The sequence below is a fragment of the Butyricicoccus sp. AM05-1 genome (assembly GCF_003474415.1).
GTDB lineage: Bacteria > Bacillota > Clostridia > Oscillospirales > Butyricicoccaceae > Agathobaculum > Agathobaculum butyriciproducens.
In genome coordinates this window covers 112250-131166 of record NZ_QUDG01000006.1, presented here as the reverse complement: position 1 = coordinate 131166, position 18917 = coordinate 112250, and the positions used below count along the sequence as shown (strand labels likewise).

Annotated in this window: 12 protein-coding genes and 2 riboswitches; of the genes, 6 read left to right on the top strand and 6 right to left on the bottom strand. The window is 53.7% G+C overall.

What is annotated here, in order from left to right:
- Window positions 1–92: 92 nt before the first annotated feature.
- Window positions 93–575, bottom strand: a complete 483-nt coding sequence (locus tag DW088_RS10100; RefSeq protein ID WP_158574661.1) for an L-2-amino-thiazoline-4-carboxylic acid hydrolase — start codon at window positions 573–575, stop codon at window positions 93–95.
- A gap of 455 nt (window positions 576–1030) precedes the next feature.
- On the opposite strand from DW088_RS10100, the gene DW088_RS16545 reads away from it, so the two are divergent.
- Window positions 1031–1162 carry a hypothetical protein gene (locus tag DW088_RS16545; protein WP_279217335.1) on the top strand — a complete coding sequence of 44 codons (132 nt, stop codon included), beginning with the start codon at window positions 1031–1033 and terminating at the stop codon, window positions 1160–1162.
- Between the two features lie 387 nt (window positions 1163–1549).
- Window positions 1550–2944, top strand: coding sequence for a magnesium transporter (mgtE, locus tag DW088_RS10090; protein ID WP_118360613.1), 1395 nt, complete (start codon window positions 1550–1552; stop codon window positions 2942–2944).
- A 58-nt stretch (window positions 2945–3002) separates the two neighbouring features.
- Here the strand turns inward: mgtE and DW088_RS10085 are convergent, their stop codons facing one another.
- Window positions 3003–6902: a leucine-rich repeat protein gene (locus tag DW088_RS10085; protein WP_118360612.1), complete on the bottom strand. Its 3900-nt coding sequence runs from the start codon at window positions 6900–6902 to the stop codon at window positions 3003–3005.
- 363 nt (window positions 6903–7265) lie between these two features.
- On the opposite strand from DW088_RS10085, the gene srtB reads away from it, so the two are divergent.
- On the top strand, window positions 7266–8069 hold the full coding sequence (gene srtB / locus DW088_RS10080) for a class B sortase (RefSeq protein WP_118360611.1): 804 nt from the start codon (window positions 7266–7268) through the stop codon (window positions 8067–8069).
- A gap of 50 nt (window positions 8070–8119) precedes the next feature.
- Here srtB and DW088_RS10075 read toward each other — a convergent pair whose 3' ends face one another.
- Window positions 8120–9010 carry a LysR family transcriptional regulator gene (locus DW088_RS10075; RefSeq protein ID WP_118360610.1) on the bottom strand — a complete coding sequence of 297 codons (891 nt, stop codon included), beginning with the start codon at window positions 9008–9010 and terminating at the stop codon, window positions 8120–8122.
- Window positions 9011–9390: 380 nt separating this feature from the next.
- Between DW088_RS10075 and DW088_RS10070 the strand changes: the two genes are divergently transcribed.
- From DW088_RS10070 to sdaAA, 3 genes are read left to right on the top strand one after another with little or no spacing between them, the layout of a single operon-like run.
- Window positions 9391–10611, top strand: a complete 1221-nt coding sequence (locus DW088_RS10070) for a dicarboxylate/amino acid:cation symporter (RefSeq protein ID WP_118360609.1) — start codon at window positions 9391–9393, stop codon at window positions 10609–10611.
- A gap of 12 nt (window positions 10612–10623) precedes the next feature.
- The gene (sdaAB, locus tag DW088_RS10065) at window positions 10624–11292 is read left to right on the top strand and encodes an L-serine ammonia-lyase, iron-sulfur-dependent subunit beta (RefSeq protein ID WP_118360608.1); all 669 of its coding nucleotides are present in this window, start codon (window positions 10624–10626) and stop codon (window positions 11290–11292) included.
- 15 nt (window positions 11293–11307) lie between these two features.
- Complete coding sequence (gene sdaAA, locus DW088_RS10060; RefSeq protein ID WP_117492018.1) at window positions 11308–12177, top strand: L-serine ammonia-lyase, iron-sulfur-dependent, subunit alpha; 870 nt, start codon at window positions 11308–11310, stop codon at window positions 12175–12177.
- 158 nt (window positions 12178–12335) lie between these two features.
- On the opposite strand, the gene DW088_RS10055 is transcribed toward sdaAA, so the two are convergent.
- The 3 genes from DW088_RS10055 to DW088_RS10045 all read right to left on the bottom strand — a co-directional run bounded on the left by DW088_RS10055 (window position 12336) and on the right by DW088_RS10045 (window position 18523).
- Entirely contained in the window at window positions 12336–13343 is a 1008-nt protein-coding gene (locus DW088_RS10055) for an ATPase P (protein WP_118360607.1), read from the bottom strand.
- A gap of 83 nt (window positions 13344–13426) precedes the next feature.
- Window positions 13427–14932: a carbon starvation CstA family protein gene (locus DW088_RS10050; protein WP_118360606.1), complete on the bottom strand. Its 1506-nt coding sequence runs from the start codon at window positions 14930–14932 to the stop codon at window positions 13427–13429.
- 255 nt (window positions 14933–15187) lie between these two features.
- Window positions 15188–18523, bottom strand: coding sequence for an S-layer homology domain-containing protein (locus tag DW088_RS10045; RefSeq protein WP_158574660.1), 3336 nt, complete (start codon window positions 18521–18523; stop codon window positions 15188–15190).
- A 55-nt stretch (window positions 18524–18578) separates the two neighbouring features.
- A riboswitch (cyclic di-GMP riboswitch) is annotated at window positions 18579–18672 on the bottom strand.
- 137 nt (window positions 18673–18809) lie between these two features.
- Window positions 18810–18904, bottom strand: a riboswitch (cyclic di-GMP riboswitch).
- Window positions 18905–18917 lie beyond the last annotated feature (13 nt).

Sequence of the window (18917 nt, the reverse complement as noted above, 5' to 3'; positions counted from 1 at the left end):
CATCTGCAACCGCATTGCGTATGCGATGGAGCTGACCGTACAGATTCCGCCGCTGCACCGAAAATCCTGCCGAAGTCCGCTTCTCTGTCTGCTCACCTATCTTTTGAAAAACGAAAATCGCAGCAGTCACCGCCGCAGCCCAACGTTTTTGTGCGCGAAAAGCCAAGCTTGCGCAGTCCGCCATAGGTCACGTCATCCACATCGCAAAACAGCGGACACAGCTCCGGACAGCCGTTTTCCCGGCACGCCGTGTGCCAGAGACACTTGGTGATCGACGCGGAAAAGTGCGTTTTATCGTGTGCCTGTGTACTCTCCCACAAGTCGGAGGTGCGCATGACTTTGAGAAAACAATAGCTGTAAATCCGATAAAATCCCGGCACAAGCTCCATTTTCACCGTGAAAGCGTGCTTTTCTGCCGCCACCCAGTCCATCATGTACGTCCGCATGCGCGCAAGGGTTTCCTCTGCAGGCAGTTCTGCCTGCAGCACCTTGTACAGCGCAATGCGCGGCAGAATGGTCTGCACCAGTGCTTTCATCTGGCTTTTGGACCTGTTTGCTGCGGTTTTGATTAACATATCCAACGTTTTTTCCTGCCGTGAAAACAGCAAGCCGCCCCTGCTCCCGCCGAAGGTCTGTATCAGAAATACCTTGATTTGCTTTTGCTGTTTGCTTTGCATAATTTCTTCATCTCTTTGCTTTTGCGGGATTCCAGTGTCAATCGTTAGTTAGTTCATCCTAACTATATCACACCGGCTTCCAATATGCCACCTTAATATACGAAAACCCTGCCGTTAATCGACACGGGATTGCTTTTCGCCAGTCTCGTTCGCTTTGTTATTCCGCGCAGAAATACGCAGTCTGCAGTTTCCTAGGGGGCTTATACCGTACCACTCTCGTTCCGCGAGCATGGCAGAAATGGAAAACAACCTGCAAAAAATTGAAGGAAATAGAAAGAAAGACAAGTCTGGGCAAGTACAGCAGACGTGACAAGGAGAACCTGCAGATTGCAGAGAAGGTGGAACAGCTACCTATGCAGCATCCGGACAAAGGCTATCGCCGTATCCGAGATGACATCGTTGGTATCCTGCTCAGTGAGCCGGCACCCGACGGCAAGGCGTCTGCTCTGTCCACCGAAGCGTTTCGGTGGGATCGGTTTGGGTAATCTTCCAAAATCATCCGTACGCCAAGACAATCACATTCCTGCATCGTCAGCCTTTTGTCTCCCCGTGCGCGATATTGTCCGCAAATTTCATCCATATTATTAAAACTGTGAAAAATGCCTTGCATATTCCACATAAAAAGTGCTATAATCATTGCGAAAAAATAAAAAAGGAGGCAAGTCCTATGGACAGTTGTGACAGACGAAATGTACATATGACGATGGATACAGACTATACTGCTGTTTCGAGTGTCCGTAAGCATCCTCTTTTGAAATAAGCGCTGAGCCTTGCTCCATCGTGATGAACAAGTCCACAACTGATGTTTGTGTCACTGTATCTGTTACGGTGGATTTTTTGTGCCCTTTTCCGGGCACAGAAGGAGGCTGATTATGAAAAAAGCAACATGGAAAAAAACATCTTTTGCCGAGAAAATCGTTGAGATCATCCGCACCTCCCCTTCGATCAATGAGATGCGGGAGCAGCTGCAGGATTATCACGACAACGATATCGCACAAAGCCTGCAATTCCTAAACCGCGCGGAACGCAATCTGCTGTACAGCGCACTTGATGCGGAATGGCTGGCAGAAATCATCTCCTATCTGGATGATCCGGCGGAATACATTGATGAAATCGGCATTGACAAGCTGGCCGAAATTTTGAACGAAATGGATGCGGACGACGCGGTCGATCTGTGGGAGAACATCGACGAGAGCGTAAAAGTAAAGCTGCGCCCGATGATCGATGACGAAACCAAGTCAGCCATCCTGCTTATCAATTCCTATGACGACAGCGAAGTCGGCAGCCTGATCACGACCAACTACATCTGCATCAAGCAGAACCTGACCATTCGGCAGGCCATGCACGAGCTGGTAAAGCAGGCCGGTGAAAATGACAACATCGGAACGATTTATGTGGTCGATGATAAAAACCGCTTCTGCGGTGCAATCGATCTGAAGGATCTTATCGTTGCCCGAGAGAATGTTCCGCTGGATTCCATCATCAGCTACGCGTATCCGTATCTGCTCGACCACGAGAAAATCTCAGAGAGCATCGAGAAGATCAAAGATTATGCCGAAGACTCCCTGCCGGTGCTGAATAAGGACAGAAGAATCATCGGTATCATCACCGCGCAGGACGTTGTCGAGGCCGTGGATGACGAACTTGGCGAGGACTATGCAAAGCTCGCCGGTCTGTCCGCCGAAGAAGATCTCAACGAAACCACCAGGGAAAGCATGAAAAAGCGCCTGCCGTGGCTGATCATCCTGCTGTTCCTCGGCATGGGCGTTTCAACCGTTGTCGGTGCATTTGAAGGCGTTGTGGCCGTGCTGCCGGTCGTTATCTGCTTCCAGTCGCTAATTCTCGATATGGCCGGCAACGTCGGTACGCAGTCGCTGGCGGTTACGATTCGTGTGCTGATGGATGAAAAACTGAGTGCTAAGGACAAGCTGCACCTCACCTTCAAGGAAATGAAGGTCGGCACCTGCAACGGCGCGCTGCTCGGCATTATGGCGCTTGTCTTTCTCGGTGCATACATAGCGCTGTTCAAGGGTTATGCCGTTGGACATGCGTTCCTGATCTCCGGCTGCGTCGGCATATCACTGCTTGTAGCGATCGTGATTTCCAGTCTGGTCGGTACGCTCGTGCCGATCCTGTTCCATAAAATCAAGGTAGACCCGGCAGTTGCGTCCGGTCCGCTGATTACGACGATCAACGATCTGGTTGCCGTTGTAACCTATTACGGTCTGGCATGGCTGCTGCTGATTCAGCTTTTGCATATTGTTTGAGCGAAAAACACCCTCTATATCGGATGATATAGAGGGTGTTTGCTATCTGTTTTTGCTTTTAATCGTGCTTTCTGCGGATACCGAAGTACGCCAGTCCCATTGCGGACAGACCGCACAGAGCCGCCCACAGACCGCCGATATCGCCGGTTTTCGGAACGCTGGACGTCGGAGTCTTGCTGTCGGGAATGTTCACTGTCTTCGTTTTATCCGGCGTCTTGGTCTGTGTTTCCGGCTTGGTCGTCGGAACCTTGCCGTCCGGGATGTTCTCCGTCGGCTTCAGCGGATCAAGCGGTGTAGGCTGATCCGGAATGTCAACCGGAGGCTTCGGATCGGGATCGGGAGTCGGTTTCGGGTCCGGCTTGTGGTGACCGCCGCCGCCACCGCCGCCGCCGGATCTCTTGCTGTTGGTGATGGTAAAGCCATCTGCCATGCTGCCGGAAATCGAGGTATTAAAGCCGTCAACGGCCTCCTCTTCGACGGTATAGGTGTAAGCGCCGTCCAGATTTGCAAAGGTGTACGACCAGGTTTTGCCGTCCTTGTCGGTGGATCTTTCGCTCAGAAGCACCGTACCAATCGCGGTTCGCGTGCCGTCCTTCGCAATGCGGATAAGGTTTACGGTAACAGCGGTCGGATACGCGCTTGTGCCGCTCCAAACCTTGTGTACGGTGAGGGAAACCGGATTTTCCAAGGTGTCCTCACCCGGAATGATCACTTCGCCGTTTGTGCCGACACCGCCGCCGCGTTCTGCGGTATTGCCCATAATCTTGAGCGGTGCGGTTTCAGCCAGTGCCTTGCTCTTTGCGGAAACAACAGCCTTGAGACCGTAGCCCTTGATTGCACCGGAAGCCGGCTCAACCGGAGCACCCGGATTCGCTGCATCGTAGCGGTTGCCTGCGAAAGCGCCGTAGTTTGCATCACCCGCGCCGATCGAGGTATCGCGGTACCAGGTTACCAGTCCGCCGCCGTACATTCTGCCGCTGAAGCTGGTGGAATACGCCTCGTTCCACTTGAGCAGGAATGCCGCATCATCAGCAGATTTGCCTGCCGTATTGCCGAATACAGCTGCATCCGTGCCAAGGCTTACCGTGCCCACCGGGCAGGACCAAATGCCGCCGCCCTGAATGGCTGCCTTGTTTGCGGTGATAAGCGCATTCTTAATCGTGATCGACCACGGTGCATGGCTGACGTAAACACCGCCGCCCTGTCGACGCGCCGTATTGTTCACGATATTGCCGCCTTCGAGTACAACGCGGTCTCTGCCGGACCAGCTGTATACACCGCCGCCGCAGGATGCCGTATTGTCCGAAATCGTGCCGCCGGTCATGTGGAACCGGCCGCCGCCAACCGTGTCACTCTCGCTCAGAACGGCCGTTGCAACGCCGCCGCCCATGCCGTTGGTCTTGTTGCCGGTAATCGTGCCGTTTGTCATTTCAAACAATGCGTTAGCCTCTACGAAGACACCGCCGCCGCCTGCATTCGGCTGCTGAATTGTATCGGACTTGACTGCCGTGCTGTTGCCGGAAATCGTACCGCCGGACATGGTGAACGTGCCGTTCTCACGCACGCATACACCGCCGCCGCGCTTTGCCGTGTTGTCGGCAATCGTGCCGCCGCTCATGGCAAGAGACGAAGTGCCGTTTACGAGTACGCCGCCCGCAGCGTTATACTCCGATGCGGTATTGCCCGAAATCGTGCCCTCGGTCATCGTCATGTTGCCGCCTGCGAGGGCAACCGCGCCGGAATACTGGTTCTTGAACATACATCCGGTGATTTTGCCGCCGTTCATGGCAAATGTACCGCCGTTCTTCACATAAACCGCGCCGCAGTTTGCGGACGACGAAGCGGAAATGCTGCTGAGTTCGCCGTTCCCCATGGTGAAGGAGCCGCCGTCCACCGTAATCGCACCCATGTTCGAGCCGCTCAGGCTCATGCGGGTGATCGTGCCGCCGTTCAGCGTCATTGCACCGTTTACCTCAGCAAACGAGCCGTTAGCGATGCGGAAGCAGGAGAAATTGAAGCTGCCGTCCAGAATCAGCGCCGCGCCTTGCTCCACGCGGAAAGCCGGACCGGCGAAGCCGTTCTTGAACACAACCGAAAGGCCCTTGCCTGCATCGGTCAGCGTGATGGTCTTGCCGGACGGAATCGTAACCGTGCCGCCTACAATGAAGCTCTTGTTTGCGGTAATGGTGGTGTTTCCCTCTGCTGCCGCGTCAACGGCCTGCTGCAGCGTGCTTTCTTCGTCTTCGCGGATATTTGCGCCATCGACAGTGACCGCAAACTTTACAGCAACACCGGCAGGAATCGTCAGCGGATTCGAGTCAATCGCAACATCCGCCGAGCATGCTTCAATATAGAAGTAGGTGATATTGGTATCTTTGTTAAATGCCTTACTGTCGATGGTCTGCAGCTGGCTTTTGCCCTTGCCCTGTTCGCCAATCTGCACGGAAGTCAGCTTGGCGCAGGTGCTGAATGCACCGGCCGAGATGGTCTGTACGCTGTCGGCAAGCTCCAGCTTTTCGATACCGGTGTTCGTAAACGCTGCCTTACCGATGGAAACAACCCCTTCAGGGATGATCAGCGTGCCGGAAAGATTCGAGCATCTGTAAAATGCGTAGCTGCCAATATTTTTCAGCGTACCCGGGAACGTAACACTGCTGATGGCAGTGCCGCGAAATGCAGAGGTACCCAGAAAAGTCAGCGCATTCGGCAGAACCAAATCGCCCTCAATCTTGACATTCTCAAACGCATTACTTCCAATCGAAGTAATCGAATTCGGCAGCTGTAATTCTCCGGTCAGACCGCTGCCGCTGAATGCGCTTTCGCCAATCGACGTAACAGAATCCGACAAGTGAAGCTCGGTCAGACCTGCACACTTTCTGAACGCACCCGTGCCGATGACCGTGATATGAGACCAGTCAACGCCGGTAATTCCGGTGCTCGAAAATGCGTTTTCCGGAATTTCGGTAATGCCTTCCGGCAGAACGACCGTGCCGGTGATACCGGTCATATTCGCGAACGCGCGGATACCCAAAGACTCGAGCGCATCAAAGGTATGCTCACCCAGCTCCAGTGAGAAGGACTCCATATTATTGAAGGCTTCCTGACCAATGCTCGTCAGTGCGGAGAAATTCAGCCCTTCCATCGTAGTCAGCGAAGAACAGTTCATAAATGCCATAACCCCGACAGAAGTAACCTTGGACAAATCAGCGACCGAAGTCAGCGCCGCGCATCCCGTGAACATATAGTCGCCGATTGCGGTAATATTATCCATGCCGACAACCGTCGTCAGCGACCTCTGAGCGCGGAAGGCGCCTTCGCCGATTTCCAGCGGCAGACCGCCCAGATCAACGGTTTCCAGTGCGAGACTGCGGTGATTTGCCCAGTCAAACGCATGCTCCTGAATGCCGACAACCTTGTATTCCTTATCGCCCTCGGTTACGGTTGCCGGAATAACCAGCTTGGTCACGCTGTCTGCGCAGCCGGTAACAACGGCATCGCCCGAGGAAACATCATACCGGATGCTGTCCTGCGTAAACGCAGTGACTGCATACGCCGCAACCGATGCCTGCTCGGCAGATTTTTCTTCAGCAGGCTTCTCCTCTGCCGGAACCTCAGCCGCAGGCGCTTTCTCTGCCGGTGCGGACGGTGCCGCCTCGACCGGTGCTTCAGATGTACTCGGCGTTGCAGACTCGCCCGGTGCAGACGGCTCGCCCGGTGCAGACGGCTCGGCATTCTCGCCGGTGCTCTCTGTCGGAGCGGGGCTGCTCGTGTCCGGTGTGTTTTCTATACCGCTGCCCTCTGCTTCCGGAGCGGATGCTGCAGGATCGCCGCTCTCGGAGTAACCGGTGTCGGTGCTGCCGTCTTCCGCTTCAGCCGCAAATGCTGCAAAAGTACCCGTGCCGAACGTCAGATTAAGCGACAGCAGGATGGCCATCAGCCTTGTAAACTTTTTGCTCATACTACTCAGTCCTTTATCATGAAATCAGGAAATATATCCTCCTCGCCGGTGGTCCGTATCCGCGACAGACGAGGTGTTTTCTCTGTATGGTATAGCTTACCATACAGGGGGTACAAAAAAAGGATATATTTTGGCAGAAAGCCTTCCATACTATATCGACAAAACGTAGAAATTATTGCTATGCGATTGTACAATGTGATGAAAAGCACGGTCAGTCATGTGAAAACAATCAAAATCTGCACGAAATATCCAGTATCAGCGCATCTGACAGATATAATTTTTTCTGTCAAACGAGGAAATATATCCAATTTTACAACTTAAATCAGATATACTATAATAATATGCAAAAAAAGAGGTGAGCGTATGAAGTCCCAAATACGGACTGTGATACTGTTTTTTCTGACAGCGGTATTTGCCGTCAGCGCATTCATGCTGGTGCGCCAAATGACGAGCTACCGTGCAGGCGATGAAGCCTACGCCGAGGCTTCCGAGATTGCCGCGATACCCGAAGTGACGGAGGCGGAAACCGTTCAGCAGCCGACCGAACAGCCGCAGCAGGAAACGCAGACCGAACCCGAACCCGCTCCGTCTGCCGACCCGTATGCACAGGCGCTGGAGCAGATGGACCTGCCTGCTCTGCAGCAGGTCAACAGTGATGTCATCGGCTGGATTGCCATTCCGGGCACCGAGATTTCCTATCCGCTGGTGCAGGGCACGGACAACGACTATTATCTGACACACACCTGGAACCAAAACAGCAGCGCAGTCGGCGCGATTTTCATGGACTGCCGCTGCTCTGCCGATTTCAGCGGCTTTAACACCATCGTGTACGGTCACCGGATGAACAACGGCTCGATGTTTGCCGCGCTGAAGCACTACAAAAAGCAGGATTTCCTGCAGGCACATCCGCAGGTATATGTGACCAATGCAAGCGGAACCCATGCGTACAGAATCTATGCGGCCTATGAGGCAGCGCTTGACGGAACCGCGTATTACAGTGCGTTTTCCGACGAAACGATCAAAAAAACCTTCATTGACGAAGGCATTTCCCTGTCGGTGATCCGCACCGGCGCAGCACCGACCGTAAACGACCATATCCTCACGCTTTCCACCTGCACCGGCAACGGGCACGCAACCCGCTGGGTAGTGCAGGCGGTCATGGAATAAAAAACATCCCACTTGCTGTGCTTCAACAAGTGGGATGTTGTTATATGCTCCTATTCTTCCTCGTCCGCCAGCTTGGCCACGCGGACAAATTCATCCATTTCGCGTGTGCGCCATTTCTCCTTATGGCTGAAAATCTGGCGGTAGAGCGAAATATAGCAGTCCTCGACCGATAAACGGATCAGCCTTCCCTCTTTTACGCTGTTCTCGACCGCGTACCACGGCAGAAAGGATACACCGCGGTCAATCTCGAGCATGCGAATGAGCAGCGAGGTATCGCCGCACTCGAGCGACGGCGTAAGGATGGTCCGCCGCGCGGCAAGACGGCGGTTGAGTACACGGCGATAATTATCCTGCTCGGTGAGGAAAAACGGCTGCGTAAGCAGTTCCTCAATCGTCAGCTCTTTTCTGCCCAGCTTCTCGCGCAGCGATGCAGACGCCACAAATACGATCTCCTCGCGCTGCTCCATCAGCTTGTTCCAGTTGTTGCTGTACAGCGGCTCATCAAGCACATAGATCATGTCCAGCTCGCCGCGTTCCATATGCTCAATCAATTCTTCCGGCTCACCGACCGTGATGCGGATAGACACTTTCGGGTTGAATTTACGGTACAGATGCAGCACCGTCGGCAGCTTGAGACATGCAAGCGACTCAATCGTGCCGATATGCAGCGAACCGCGCAGCTCTGCCGTGGATGTGACCGACATGCGCGCCTGATTGACCTGATTCATCACATCGCACGCGTGGCTGAGAAAACGCTCGCCTGTGTCGGTCAGCGCGATACGCTTTCCCATGCGGTCGAACAGACGTGTGTCCAGTTCCTCCTCCAGCTGGCGTATCTGCACCGTTACCGCCGACTGTGAGTAGCCGAGGCTCTCTGCTGCGCGTGAAAAACTCTTAAACTGTGCTACCCGAATAAAGGTTGCAAGCTGCCGAAGCTCCATGGATTTCCCTCTCTCCCCTATATTATCAATATTTTGAATCGAAATGATAAAATATATGAATTTGACTTAACCCATTAAACAGAATATACTAAATCTACAAAGAGGTCAAGAAAGAAATTGGAGGTTTACCACAGATTTTTTATTTATCCTTTTTGCACAAAAACCGCGTACTATTTTATAGCATTTCGCCTAAAATAGGCGGTTCTTTTTGTGTCCGGAGGCAAAAATCTCGGCAGACTTCCACGGCAGCAGACCAAAGAGGGGCAAACAAACGGCCTGCGCCGCAAAGGGTAACATCGCATAACCGAACAGGTGCACTTTCCGCAAAGTGCCGCAGTTCAAATTGTGTGGTGCTGCCCGCAAAAAAGGAGGAAAAAAAAATGAAAGAAAAGAAAAAATTCAAACTCGGATTACTGCCCAAGCTCATCATTGCCATCATTGTCGGCATCCTGTTCGGCCAGTTCCTGCCGGAAGGCTTCTGCCGCTTTGTGGTAACGCTCTCGTCGTTCTTCAGTCAGTTCCTGTCGTTCATCATCCCGCTGATGATCCTCGCGTATGTTACCATGGGCATTGCTAACCTCAAGAGCGGCGCGGGCAAGCTGCTGCTCATCACGGTTGCCATCGCCTACTGCTCGACCCTGATCGCAGGCTCGGCTTCGTTCTTTGTAGCCGACACCCTGTTCCCGCACTTCATGAGTGCGGATGCGCTCGACAAGATCGCCGCAACCGCAGGCAACTCGCTGGAGCCGTACTTCAGCTTGGAAATTCCGGCGCTGATGAACACGCTGTCCGCTGTTGTTACGGCGTTTGTGCTCGGTCTGTGCATGTCCAGCCTGCGCGGCAAGACCATCGGCGACACGCTGTACAACGGTGTGTCCGACTTCTCCGGCATCATTGACTGCGTACTGCACAAGGTCATCATCCCGCTGCTGCCGCTTTACATCTGCGGCACGTTCACCGATATGACCAAGTCCGGCAAAACCTTTGCCATCCTCGGTATTCTGTGGAAGGTATTCATCGTTGTTATCATCATGCACCTGATCTGCATCTGCATCCAGTTCGTAATCGCAGGTCTGGTCAGCCACAAGAACCCGTTTACGCTCATCCGCAACCAGATTCCGGGCTACGCAACCGCGCTAGGCACCCAGTCCTCTGCGGCTACCATTCCGGTAAACCTGCAGTGCGCTGAAGCAGACGGCGTTTCCTCGGAAATCCGCAACTTTACGGTTCCGCTGTGCGCGAATATCCACATGGCAGGCTCGATGATTACCATCACAGCCTGCGCTACCGCAGTCTGCCTGATGAACCAGCTGCCGATCTCCATCGGCACCGTTATCCCGTTCATCATGACCCTCGGCATTGCCATGGTGGCATCTCCCGGTGCTCCGGGCGGCTCCATTATGACCGCCCTGCCCTTCCTGTACATGATCTTCGGCACCGAGGCCGGTGACCCGAGCGGCCCGATCTGCGCTATTATGGTTGCGCTGTACATCACGCAGGACTCGTTCGGCACCGCCTGCAACGTCTCCGGCGACAACGCGATCGGCGTGATCGTGGAGACCATCTACCGCAAGTTTATCTGCAAATCCTCCGCTCAGTAAGGAGAATCCCCTATGTCCTTTATCAGTGTTTTTGATGTGCTGGGACCGAATATGATCGGTCCCTCCAGCTCCCATACCGCCGGCGCAGCCGTTATCGCGTATCTGGCGCACAAGATGATCGCGCCGCCGCTTAAAAAGGTAGATTTCACGCTGTACGGCTCATTCTCCAAAACCTATCACGGCCACGGCACTGACCGTGCGCTGCTCGGCGGCATCATGGGCTTTTCGACCGATGACACCCGCATCCGTAATTCGTTTTCGATTGCGACCGAGCGCGGTCTGTCCTACTCATTCACGCCGTGTGAGACCGAGACCGATGTCCATCCGAACACCGTGGACATCCGCATGGAGAACGCCGCCGGTCAGGTGATGACCATCCGCGGCGAGTCGCTCGGCGGCGGCAAGTGCCGCATCGCGCGTATTAACGGCGTCGAGGTTGACTTTACCGGTGAATACAGCACGGTCATCGTCGTTCAGCAGGACAAGCCGGGCGTTGTGGCGCACATCACCAAGGTGCTCAGCGACAAGGGTGTAAACATTGCGTTCATGCGCCTGTTCCGCGAGTCCAAGGGCAACACCGCTTACACGATTGTCGAATCGGACGGTCATTTCCCCGAGGGCATTGAGGAACCGCTCAAAAACAATCCCAACGTCCACGATGTCATGATCATCGAACCGTAAGGAGGAGAGCAGATTATGGATTTCAAAAACGCATCCGAGCTGCTTGCACTCTGCACGCAGCAGCAGCTCCCCATCTCCGAGATCATGCGCCGCCGCGAGTGCCAGCTGGGCGAAACCACGCGTGATGAGGTCACGCACCGTATGAAGAGGGCACTCGAAATCATGCGCTCATCCGCGCTGACACCGCTCAAAACGCCGGTCAAGTCCATGGGCGGCCTGATTGGCGGCGAAGCCAAAAAGCTGGCGCAGCACGCGGCCAAAGGCCGCTCCATCTGCGGGGATGTGCTGCACAAAGCGGCGCAGTACGCGATGGCAGTACTTGAGGTAAATGCTTCTATGGGTCTGATTGTCGCAGCGCCGACCGCAGGCAGCGCCGGTGTTCTGCCGGGCATGCTGTTTGCCCTGCAGGACCGCTACAACATCTCGGACGAGCGGCTGATCGACGCCCTGTTCAACGCCGGTGCGATCGGCTACCTTGCCATGCGCAACGCAACCGTTGCAGGCGCGGTCGGCGGCTGTCAGGCTGAGGTCGGCATCGCATCCGCAATGGCGGCAAGCGCGGCTGTCGAGCTGATGGGCGGCAAGCCTGAGCAGTGTCTTGACGCGGCCTCCACCGTGCTGATGAACATGCTCGGTCTGGTCTGCGACCCGGTCGGCGGTCTGGTCGAGTATCCGTGCCAGAACCGCAACGCGGCAGGCGTAGCCAACGCGCTCGTTGCCGCTGAGCTCTCGCTCGCAGGCATTCACCAGTTTATCCCGTTCGATGAAATGCTCGATACCATGTACGCGGTCGGCCGCCGCATCCCTATCGAGCTGCGCGAGACTGCCCTCGGCGGCTGCGCTGCCACACCGTCTGCATGTGCGAAATGCGGACTGTGCTCTTAAATCAGATCATATCAATACTCTTTTTCGCAGGACATTCCCACCCCTCGGGAATGTCCTTTTCGCTTACAGAATAAGCTCTTATCATGAAAGCAGAACCGCCCAAATCGAACTATCCCTCCCGATCATAAACCGGGAGGGATTTTTGTATCATTTGATTATCACTGATACTCCGCATTGAGGAACATGGGCTTGATGGCGACAACCTCATCGTATTCCTCCTGCGAAACGGTGACATCTGCATTCAGCGCCTTCAGGTCAGCCTTCACAACGTCGAGCGCCTGCGCAGCGGTCACTGCGCGGCCATCCATGACGGCACGCTGCATGCGGCGCAGCACAACCGGATGTGCATAGCGGGCCGGCAGCGGGAAATTCAGATAATCCGCAAGGTAAGCCTGCATTTTCTCCTGTGCCTGTGCATCATTCTGCATGATAGAGGCACGGTTGTTGCGTGCTGTCGGCAGGACGCTGAAGCCTGCAAACGTGAAAATCGCGGCAAGACCGAACAGCGTAAAATAAATCGAGAACGAGCCGTGACGCACGAAGGAAACGATACCGTAAGCCAGCGCCGCAAATCCCAGCAGTGTGATCGCCATAGCGGCCCAGCGGTAGCTGCCGTTCGTACACTGAAAGTTCCGGCGGCGTTTTGCGGCTGCGCTCAGTCGTTCGGTCAGCTCAGGACGGCGCTCCAGATAGTCGATTGCGTTATCGAGTGTCTGCACGGTTTTCTCCGCCTGTGCGCTCATCGGCGGACGATTGCGCTCCTCTTCCTCCCGGCGGGCCTTCTCCTCGGCAATGCGCCGCTCTGCCGCCGCACTGACACACGGAATAGACGGGTGCTCAGCTCGGATAACGCTCAGAAAATCATCGACCTGCTGCTCATACTTGAAATTGCACACCTTCTGTCCGCCGTCGAACTCCACGACCAGATAGGACAGCGTGGCGAAAATGCCCTTGCCGGAAAAGCCGCCCTTGCTCATCGCAACGCGCTTGTACACACGCGTTACCATGGAAAGCGGAACATAATACCGCCGGTCAACAAAAAAGCTGTTCAAATAGAGGGCATGCCTGCCGATGCCGCACGGACCGATTTTCCGACAGGTTTTTCTATCCTCAGCAAGCGCCGCGTCATCAATGCGCCCCGCGCTGAGCGGATAAGGTTTCAACATTTTCCGTCACCCCGCAATTATCGTTATGGATGGCCGCAGCCGACCGCACAAAGGAACGGCCGGCTGCAGCAATGCTATTATATTCAAGCAGATTTCTTTGCGCTGCGCTTCTTGGTCGCACGAATGAACAGTGCGAGCAGCAGTGCCGCGAATACAATACCGCTCGGGTACGCCACTGCGGTATTGTAAATTACCGTGCCGTCCGCTGTCTTGCTGTTCAGCAGGCTGCCGAGGCACTCCGGCGCGAGGATGAAATAGGTGCAGGAAACTGCACTCATGAACGTAGCCGGAACAGCTGCCATCCAGAAGTTCTTCTTCTCGGTGAACAGGTACATAGCCGCTGCCCACAGAACGATCATAGCGAGCGTCTGGTTGGTCCAGCTAAAGTAACGCCAGATAACCGTGTAGTCGATCAGACCGGTCGCATTGCCGATGCCGAGGATAGCGCCGATACCCAGTACCGGGATACACAGCTTCAGGCGGTTTGCGTACGAACCCTGATCCATGTGGAACCAGTCGGACAGCGTCAGACGAGCGGAACGGAATGCGGTATCACCGGAAGTGATCGGGCAGACAACAACGCCGATCATGGCCAGAGCAATACCAACGCCGCCCATAGTCTTGGAACATACATCGTAGATCGCTGCGGACTGACCGCCTGCCAGCGCTTCCGCCAGACCGGTGTTGAGACCGCCGGTGACCTCATACAGAGCACAGCCGGCTGCCGCCCAGATCAATGCGATAATGCCTTCGGCTACCATTGCGCCGTAGAATACGAAGTGACCCTGCTTCTCGTTCTTCATGCAGCGAGCCATCAGCGGCGACTGCGTGGAATGGAAGCCGGAAATTGCACCGCATGCAACCGTGATGAACATGAAGCTCCAAATCGGCGTGCCGGACGGATGCATGTTGTACAGGTGAGACCAAATCTCCGGAATGGTGTAATTCGGATTGGTGAAGATACCGATGATAACACCGACCGCCATGATGATCAGGCACATGCCGAACAGCGGGTATACCTTACCGATGATCTTATCGATCGAAATAAAGGTTGCAATAAAGTAGTAAACCAGGATGAGGATCAGCCAGAACAGCGTGGTCGAAAGCATACCGGACATACCGTTGTTCTTGCACAGCGTAACGATCAGACCGGCCGGACCGACTGCAAATACCGTACCAACCATGATCAACAGTACAACCGAGAACACACGCATGATATTCTGCATGGTGTGACCGAGGTACTTGCCGGTAACCTCTGCGATGGAAGCACCGTCATTTCGCTCACTGATCATGCCGGAGAAATAATCGTGTACGCCGCCGGCAAAAATGGTACCGAATGTGATCCACAGGAATACGACCGGACCCCAGAGCGCGCCCTGCAGTGCGCCGAAGATCGGGCCAAGGCCGGCGATGTTCAGCAGCTGTACCAGAAACAGCTTCCACTGCGGCATGACAACATAGTCAACGCCATCGTTAATGCGAACTGCCGGCGTTTCCCGGTCATCCGGGCCAAAGGTTTTGTCTACAATTTTACCATAAGTAAGATAGCCGGTGATCAATAATAATAAGCATACGATAAAGCTGATCATATTATCTCCTCCTCTATACCGGCTGCGAAAGCATGGCTTTCGCACGAAAATCACCGAAAAGCCTACTTTTTCAATTCCTCTTTTTCCCTTTCGGCAATCTCTATTATGAACCTATGATATAAAACCACAAGGGCAATATGTTATAATTTTAACAAGAAAATTTGCCGAAATTTGTTCCCTTTAGAAAAAACTATCAGAGCAATAAAATCCCCCGACCAATGGCCGGGGGATTCGTTCGCCCTTACAGGAAAGTATTTACTTTTCCAGTTCGGTCCAGTCACGAGTTTCGCGCAACTTGCTCCACTTCTCGTGCTTGTTTTCCTTGAGGTCGTAATAGTGGCTGTTCGTAGCCTCCTGTACGGCCAGGTAATACCATGCGGAAGTATCGGAGTTGTCGCTCCACTTGATCATGTCGTTGTGCAGGTCCTCTGCAGTCTCCGGAAGGCGCTTAAGGACGCGGTTTACGAGCGTCATCGCCTCAGCACGGGTGATCTTGTTATTCGGACGGAAGGTGCCGTCGGTATAACCGTTGATCCAGCCGTTGTTGGCAGCGGCGCTGATCTCGTTCTTTGCCCAGTGGGATGCAATGTCGCTGAAGTCAACAGCGGTCGTGTTGGCCTTGTCGTCAAAACGAGCTGCGATCGCAGCGAACTCCGCACGGGTGATCGGCGCATTCGGATTGAACTTGCCGTGGCTATCGCCCTTTACGATGCCCATAGCGCTCAGCGTAGAAACCGCGTGGTTGTACCATGCGCCGGCTGCTACGTCGGAGTAGCTGTTGGACTTCGTAGAGTTTGCATTGCGGGTCTCGTCGGTCAGCAGACGGAAGAAGATGGTTGCTACCTCAGCACGGGTAATGCCGTTCTGCGGACGAACGGTGCTGTCCGGATAACCAACAATGTAAGCATAATGGTCATCGCCGTTCAGACCGGTCGGTACATCATCCGGAATGGTAACGGTGGGCTTGCGGCTGCCGCCGCCACCGCCGCCGCCGGAGGAAGACTTTTTCGCATAGGTATAGGTGAATACGGTGTCCTTCTCAACCTTTGCATTGCCGACAGGGGTCGTATCCCAGGAACCAGCACGGTAGCCGGAGTTCGGCTTGTCGCCAACGACCGGGATACGGGTGATCGGAACCACAACTTCTTTGAGCGTTTTGCCGGTTTTATAGTCCTTGAACGGAACGTAAACAACGATGTCAGCGCTGCCGCCGTTGTTCCACTCGCCGTTTACAACCTTGAATGCAAGACGGTACTCCCATGCGTCCGGGGTGCCATTGCCGGTCTCGTCCGGCTTCTCACCGCCCTTGACGTCAAGGTAGTAGTACAGGTCGATGGTAACGTCCTTGGTGAGCTTTTCAAGGTTATCGGTAACCTTGGTCAGACCCGGAACGTAAACGTAGGTCTGATTTTTAAAGGTCTCCTGCTTATTGGCGGTGTAGAGATCCTTGATCTCAGTGTTCTCAACAGCGGACGTAGCCACGCCGTTCACTACATTAACCTCAACGTCCTTCTCGTTGTAGAAGTGCTTGTTGATGGTGTAATTGTAGTTCTTCTGACGAGCAGTCTTTTCAAATACTGCTACATAAGTTACGTCTGCGGTTACTGCAATGTCAGTCGATTCTACGATATTGTTGGTATCACCATTGACTGCCCAACCCTTGAAGGTATAGGTGTAAGCATTGTCAGCTTCCTTGGTCGGAGTATAGCTCTGCGTTGGCTTATGGTTGTAAGCAACCTTCTCAGTGCCAAGAATCGTTTCCTCGTTCTTCCAAGTTACCGTGTACTTACGCTCAGTCTTGTCAAATACTGCTACATAAGTTACGTCTGCGGTTACTGCAATGTCAGTCGATTCTACGATATTGCTGGTATCGCCATTGACTGCCCAACCCTTGAAGGTATAGGTGTAAGCATTGTCAGCTTCCTTGGTCGGAGTATAGCTCTGCGTCGGCTTATGGTTGTAGGCAACCTTCTCAGTGCCAAGAGTCGTTCCCTCGTTCTTCCAAGTTACCGTGTACTTACGCTCAGTCTTGTCAAATACTGCTACATAAGTTACGTCTGCGGTTACTGCAATGTCAGTCGATTCTACGATATTGCTGGTATTGCCATTGACTGCCCAACCCTTGAAGGTATAGGTGTAAGCATTGTCAGCTTCCTTGGTCGGAGTATAGCTCTGCGTCGGCTTATGGTTGTAGACAACCTTCTCAGTGCCAAGAGTCGTTCCCTCGTTCTTCCAAGTTACCGTGTACTTACGCTCAGTCTTGTCAAATACTGCTACATAAGTTACGTCTGCGGTTACTGCAATGTCAGTCGATTCTACGATATTGCTGGTATCGCCATTGACTGCCCAACCCTTGAAGGTATAGGTGTAATCATTGTCAGCTTCCTTGGTCGGAGTATAGCTCTGCGTTGGCTTATGGTTGTAGGCAACCTTCTCAGTGCCAAGAGTCGTTCCCTCGTTCTTCCAAGTTACGGTATACGGATTCGGAATCCATTTTGCATACAAATACAAATCGGACATCAGAACAGTAGTCGTATCCGAAAATTCGTTGGTGCATGCTGCTTCGGTATACCAACCACCAAAGGAGTAACCCTCCGGAGCCTCAAACGTATTACTGCCACGAATAGTATAGGTGTTGCCACTCGTCTCGTTATCTACGATAGGATCCTCGTTCTTTCCAGAAATTCCATTAGTGGTATAGTTGGGATAATAAGTGACATTAACCGGAATGCCCTTGAGATAGCCATCAACATGGATATCCTCTACTCTCCCCCAGCCATAGCCCCAACTCTGGTCCTTAATGGTATACCATACAATGGTAACACGATTCGGATGAAACGTGAAATTCGTGGTATCAAGCAGAGACTTTCTGGTGGTCTCATCAGTATTGGTGTACTTAGCATAGGTGCCATCATCATTCCAGTTGCCCGGAGTGAAGAAACCGAGATCTTTCGGTTTTTCCAGATATGCTTCGTCAACGCCATGCTCTATGTCAGTGATCGATTTATCACTTGTCTGTGCCAATGCCGCCATACCTTCTGCGGTCACAAAACCTTTGTAACCAGTACCCGCATTCAGACCCTTTACGCCACCGTCACTGCCCGTGATACCGGCAGCCGTGTCATCGCTGCTCGGCAGGTAATTTGCCTGACCCTGGTCATCGTTGTTCTCCGGCGTACCACGCTTCGGCAGAAGTACGAAGTACTTGGCTGCCTTCGTCCGATACCTTGCGCGGTCGCTTTGAATCTCCTGCACGCTAATTGTATTCGTCGGAGAATTGCTTACTGCATCATTATTCTGAGAATCATTTTCATTGGAATTGCTATTATTGCCAGTCTCCTCGATGTCCGTACCGCCGGACGGTGCCTGTGCAGGATCCTGAGCCTCAGGCTGTCCTTGGGTCCCAGCATCGGGAGTTTGAATGGTGTCTTCTGCGGGAGTACTGTCAACAACCGGCATCTGGTCTTCCGGTGCCGGAAGGGTGGTGATGCCTTCATCGTCGGCCAGCGCCCAGGTCGGGCACATGGTCAGCGCCATGATAGTCGCAAGTGCTCCTGCGAGCAGACGTTTACGCATATTCTTTTTTAACATAGGAATACCTCCTTGGTCAGCGTGCATGCTGATCGAGAGGGATTGCAAATGTATTTCTGGCAACCGGCTGCCATGCGGAGAGAAAAAAACCTCCGTTTAGGCCCCTGGCTTTGCGAGACCGGCTTTCACCGATGGTGCCTTTGTCTGTACAACTTGCTCCTCAACGAGCCGCACAGATCATGTGTTTGTGGGTTTGCGATAATCTCAGAATGCAATGCAGTTTCAACCTCCAAATAAAATACCCCCTTTACAGCGCGCATAGCTCTGCAAGGGGGTACAAAGTACCTTTGGCAGCCGGCTGCCATGCGGAGAGGAAAAACCTCCGTTTAGGCCCATCTGGCTTTGCGACACCGGCTTTCACCGGCTGTGCCTTTGTCTGTACCTGTATCCCTTT

Bases quoted from the DNA above. Each gene is read 5' to 3' on its own strand.
- DW088_RS10100 (WP_158574661.1), bottom strand. From the start codon at position 575: ATGTTAATCAAAACCGCAGCAAACAGGTCCAAAAGCCAGATGAAAGCA.
- DW088_RS16545 (WP_279217335.1), top strand. From the start codon at position 1,031: ATGCAGCATCCGGACAAAGGCTATCGCCGTATCCGAGATGACATCGTT.
- mgtE (WP_118360613.1), top strand. From the start codon at position 1,550: ATGAAAAAAGCAACATGGAAAAAAACATCTTTTGCCGAGAAAATCGTT.
- DW088_RS10085 (WP_118360612.1), bottom strand. From the start codon at position 6,902: ATGAGCAAAAAGTTTACAAGGCTGATGGCCATCCTGCTGTCGCTTAAT.
- srtB (WP_118360611.1), top strand. From the start codon at position 7,266: ATGAAGTCCCAAATACGGACTGTGATACTGTTTTTTCTGACAGCGGTA.
- DW088_RS10075 (WP_118360610.1), bottom strand. From the start codon at position 9,010: ATGGAGCTTCGGCAGCTTGCAACCTTTATTCGGGTAGCACAGTTTAAG.
- DW088_RS10070 (WP_118360609.1), top strand. From the start codon at position 9,391: ATGAAAGAAAAGAAAAAATTCAAACTCGGATTACTGCCCAAGCTCATC.
- sdaAB (WP_118360608.1), top strand. From the start codon at position 10,624: ATGTCCTTTATCAGTGTTTTTGATGTGCTGGGACCGAATATGATCGGT.
- sdaAA (WP_117492018.1), top strand. From the start codon at position 11,308: ATGGATTTCAAAAACGCATCCGAGCTGCTTGCACTCTGCACGCAGCAG.
- DW088_RS10055 (WP_118360607.1), bottom strand. From the start codon at position 13,343: ATGTTGAAACCTTATCCGCTCAGCGCGGGGCGCATTGATGACGCGGCG.
- DW088_RS10050 (WP_118360606.1), bottom strand. From the start codon at position 14,932: ATGATCAGCTTTATCGTATGCTTATTATTATTGATCACCGGCTATCTT.
- DW088_RS10045 (WP_158574660.1), bottom strand. From the start codon at position 18,523: ATGTTAAAAAAGAATATGCGTAAACGTCTGCTCGCAGGAGCACTTGCG.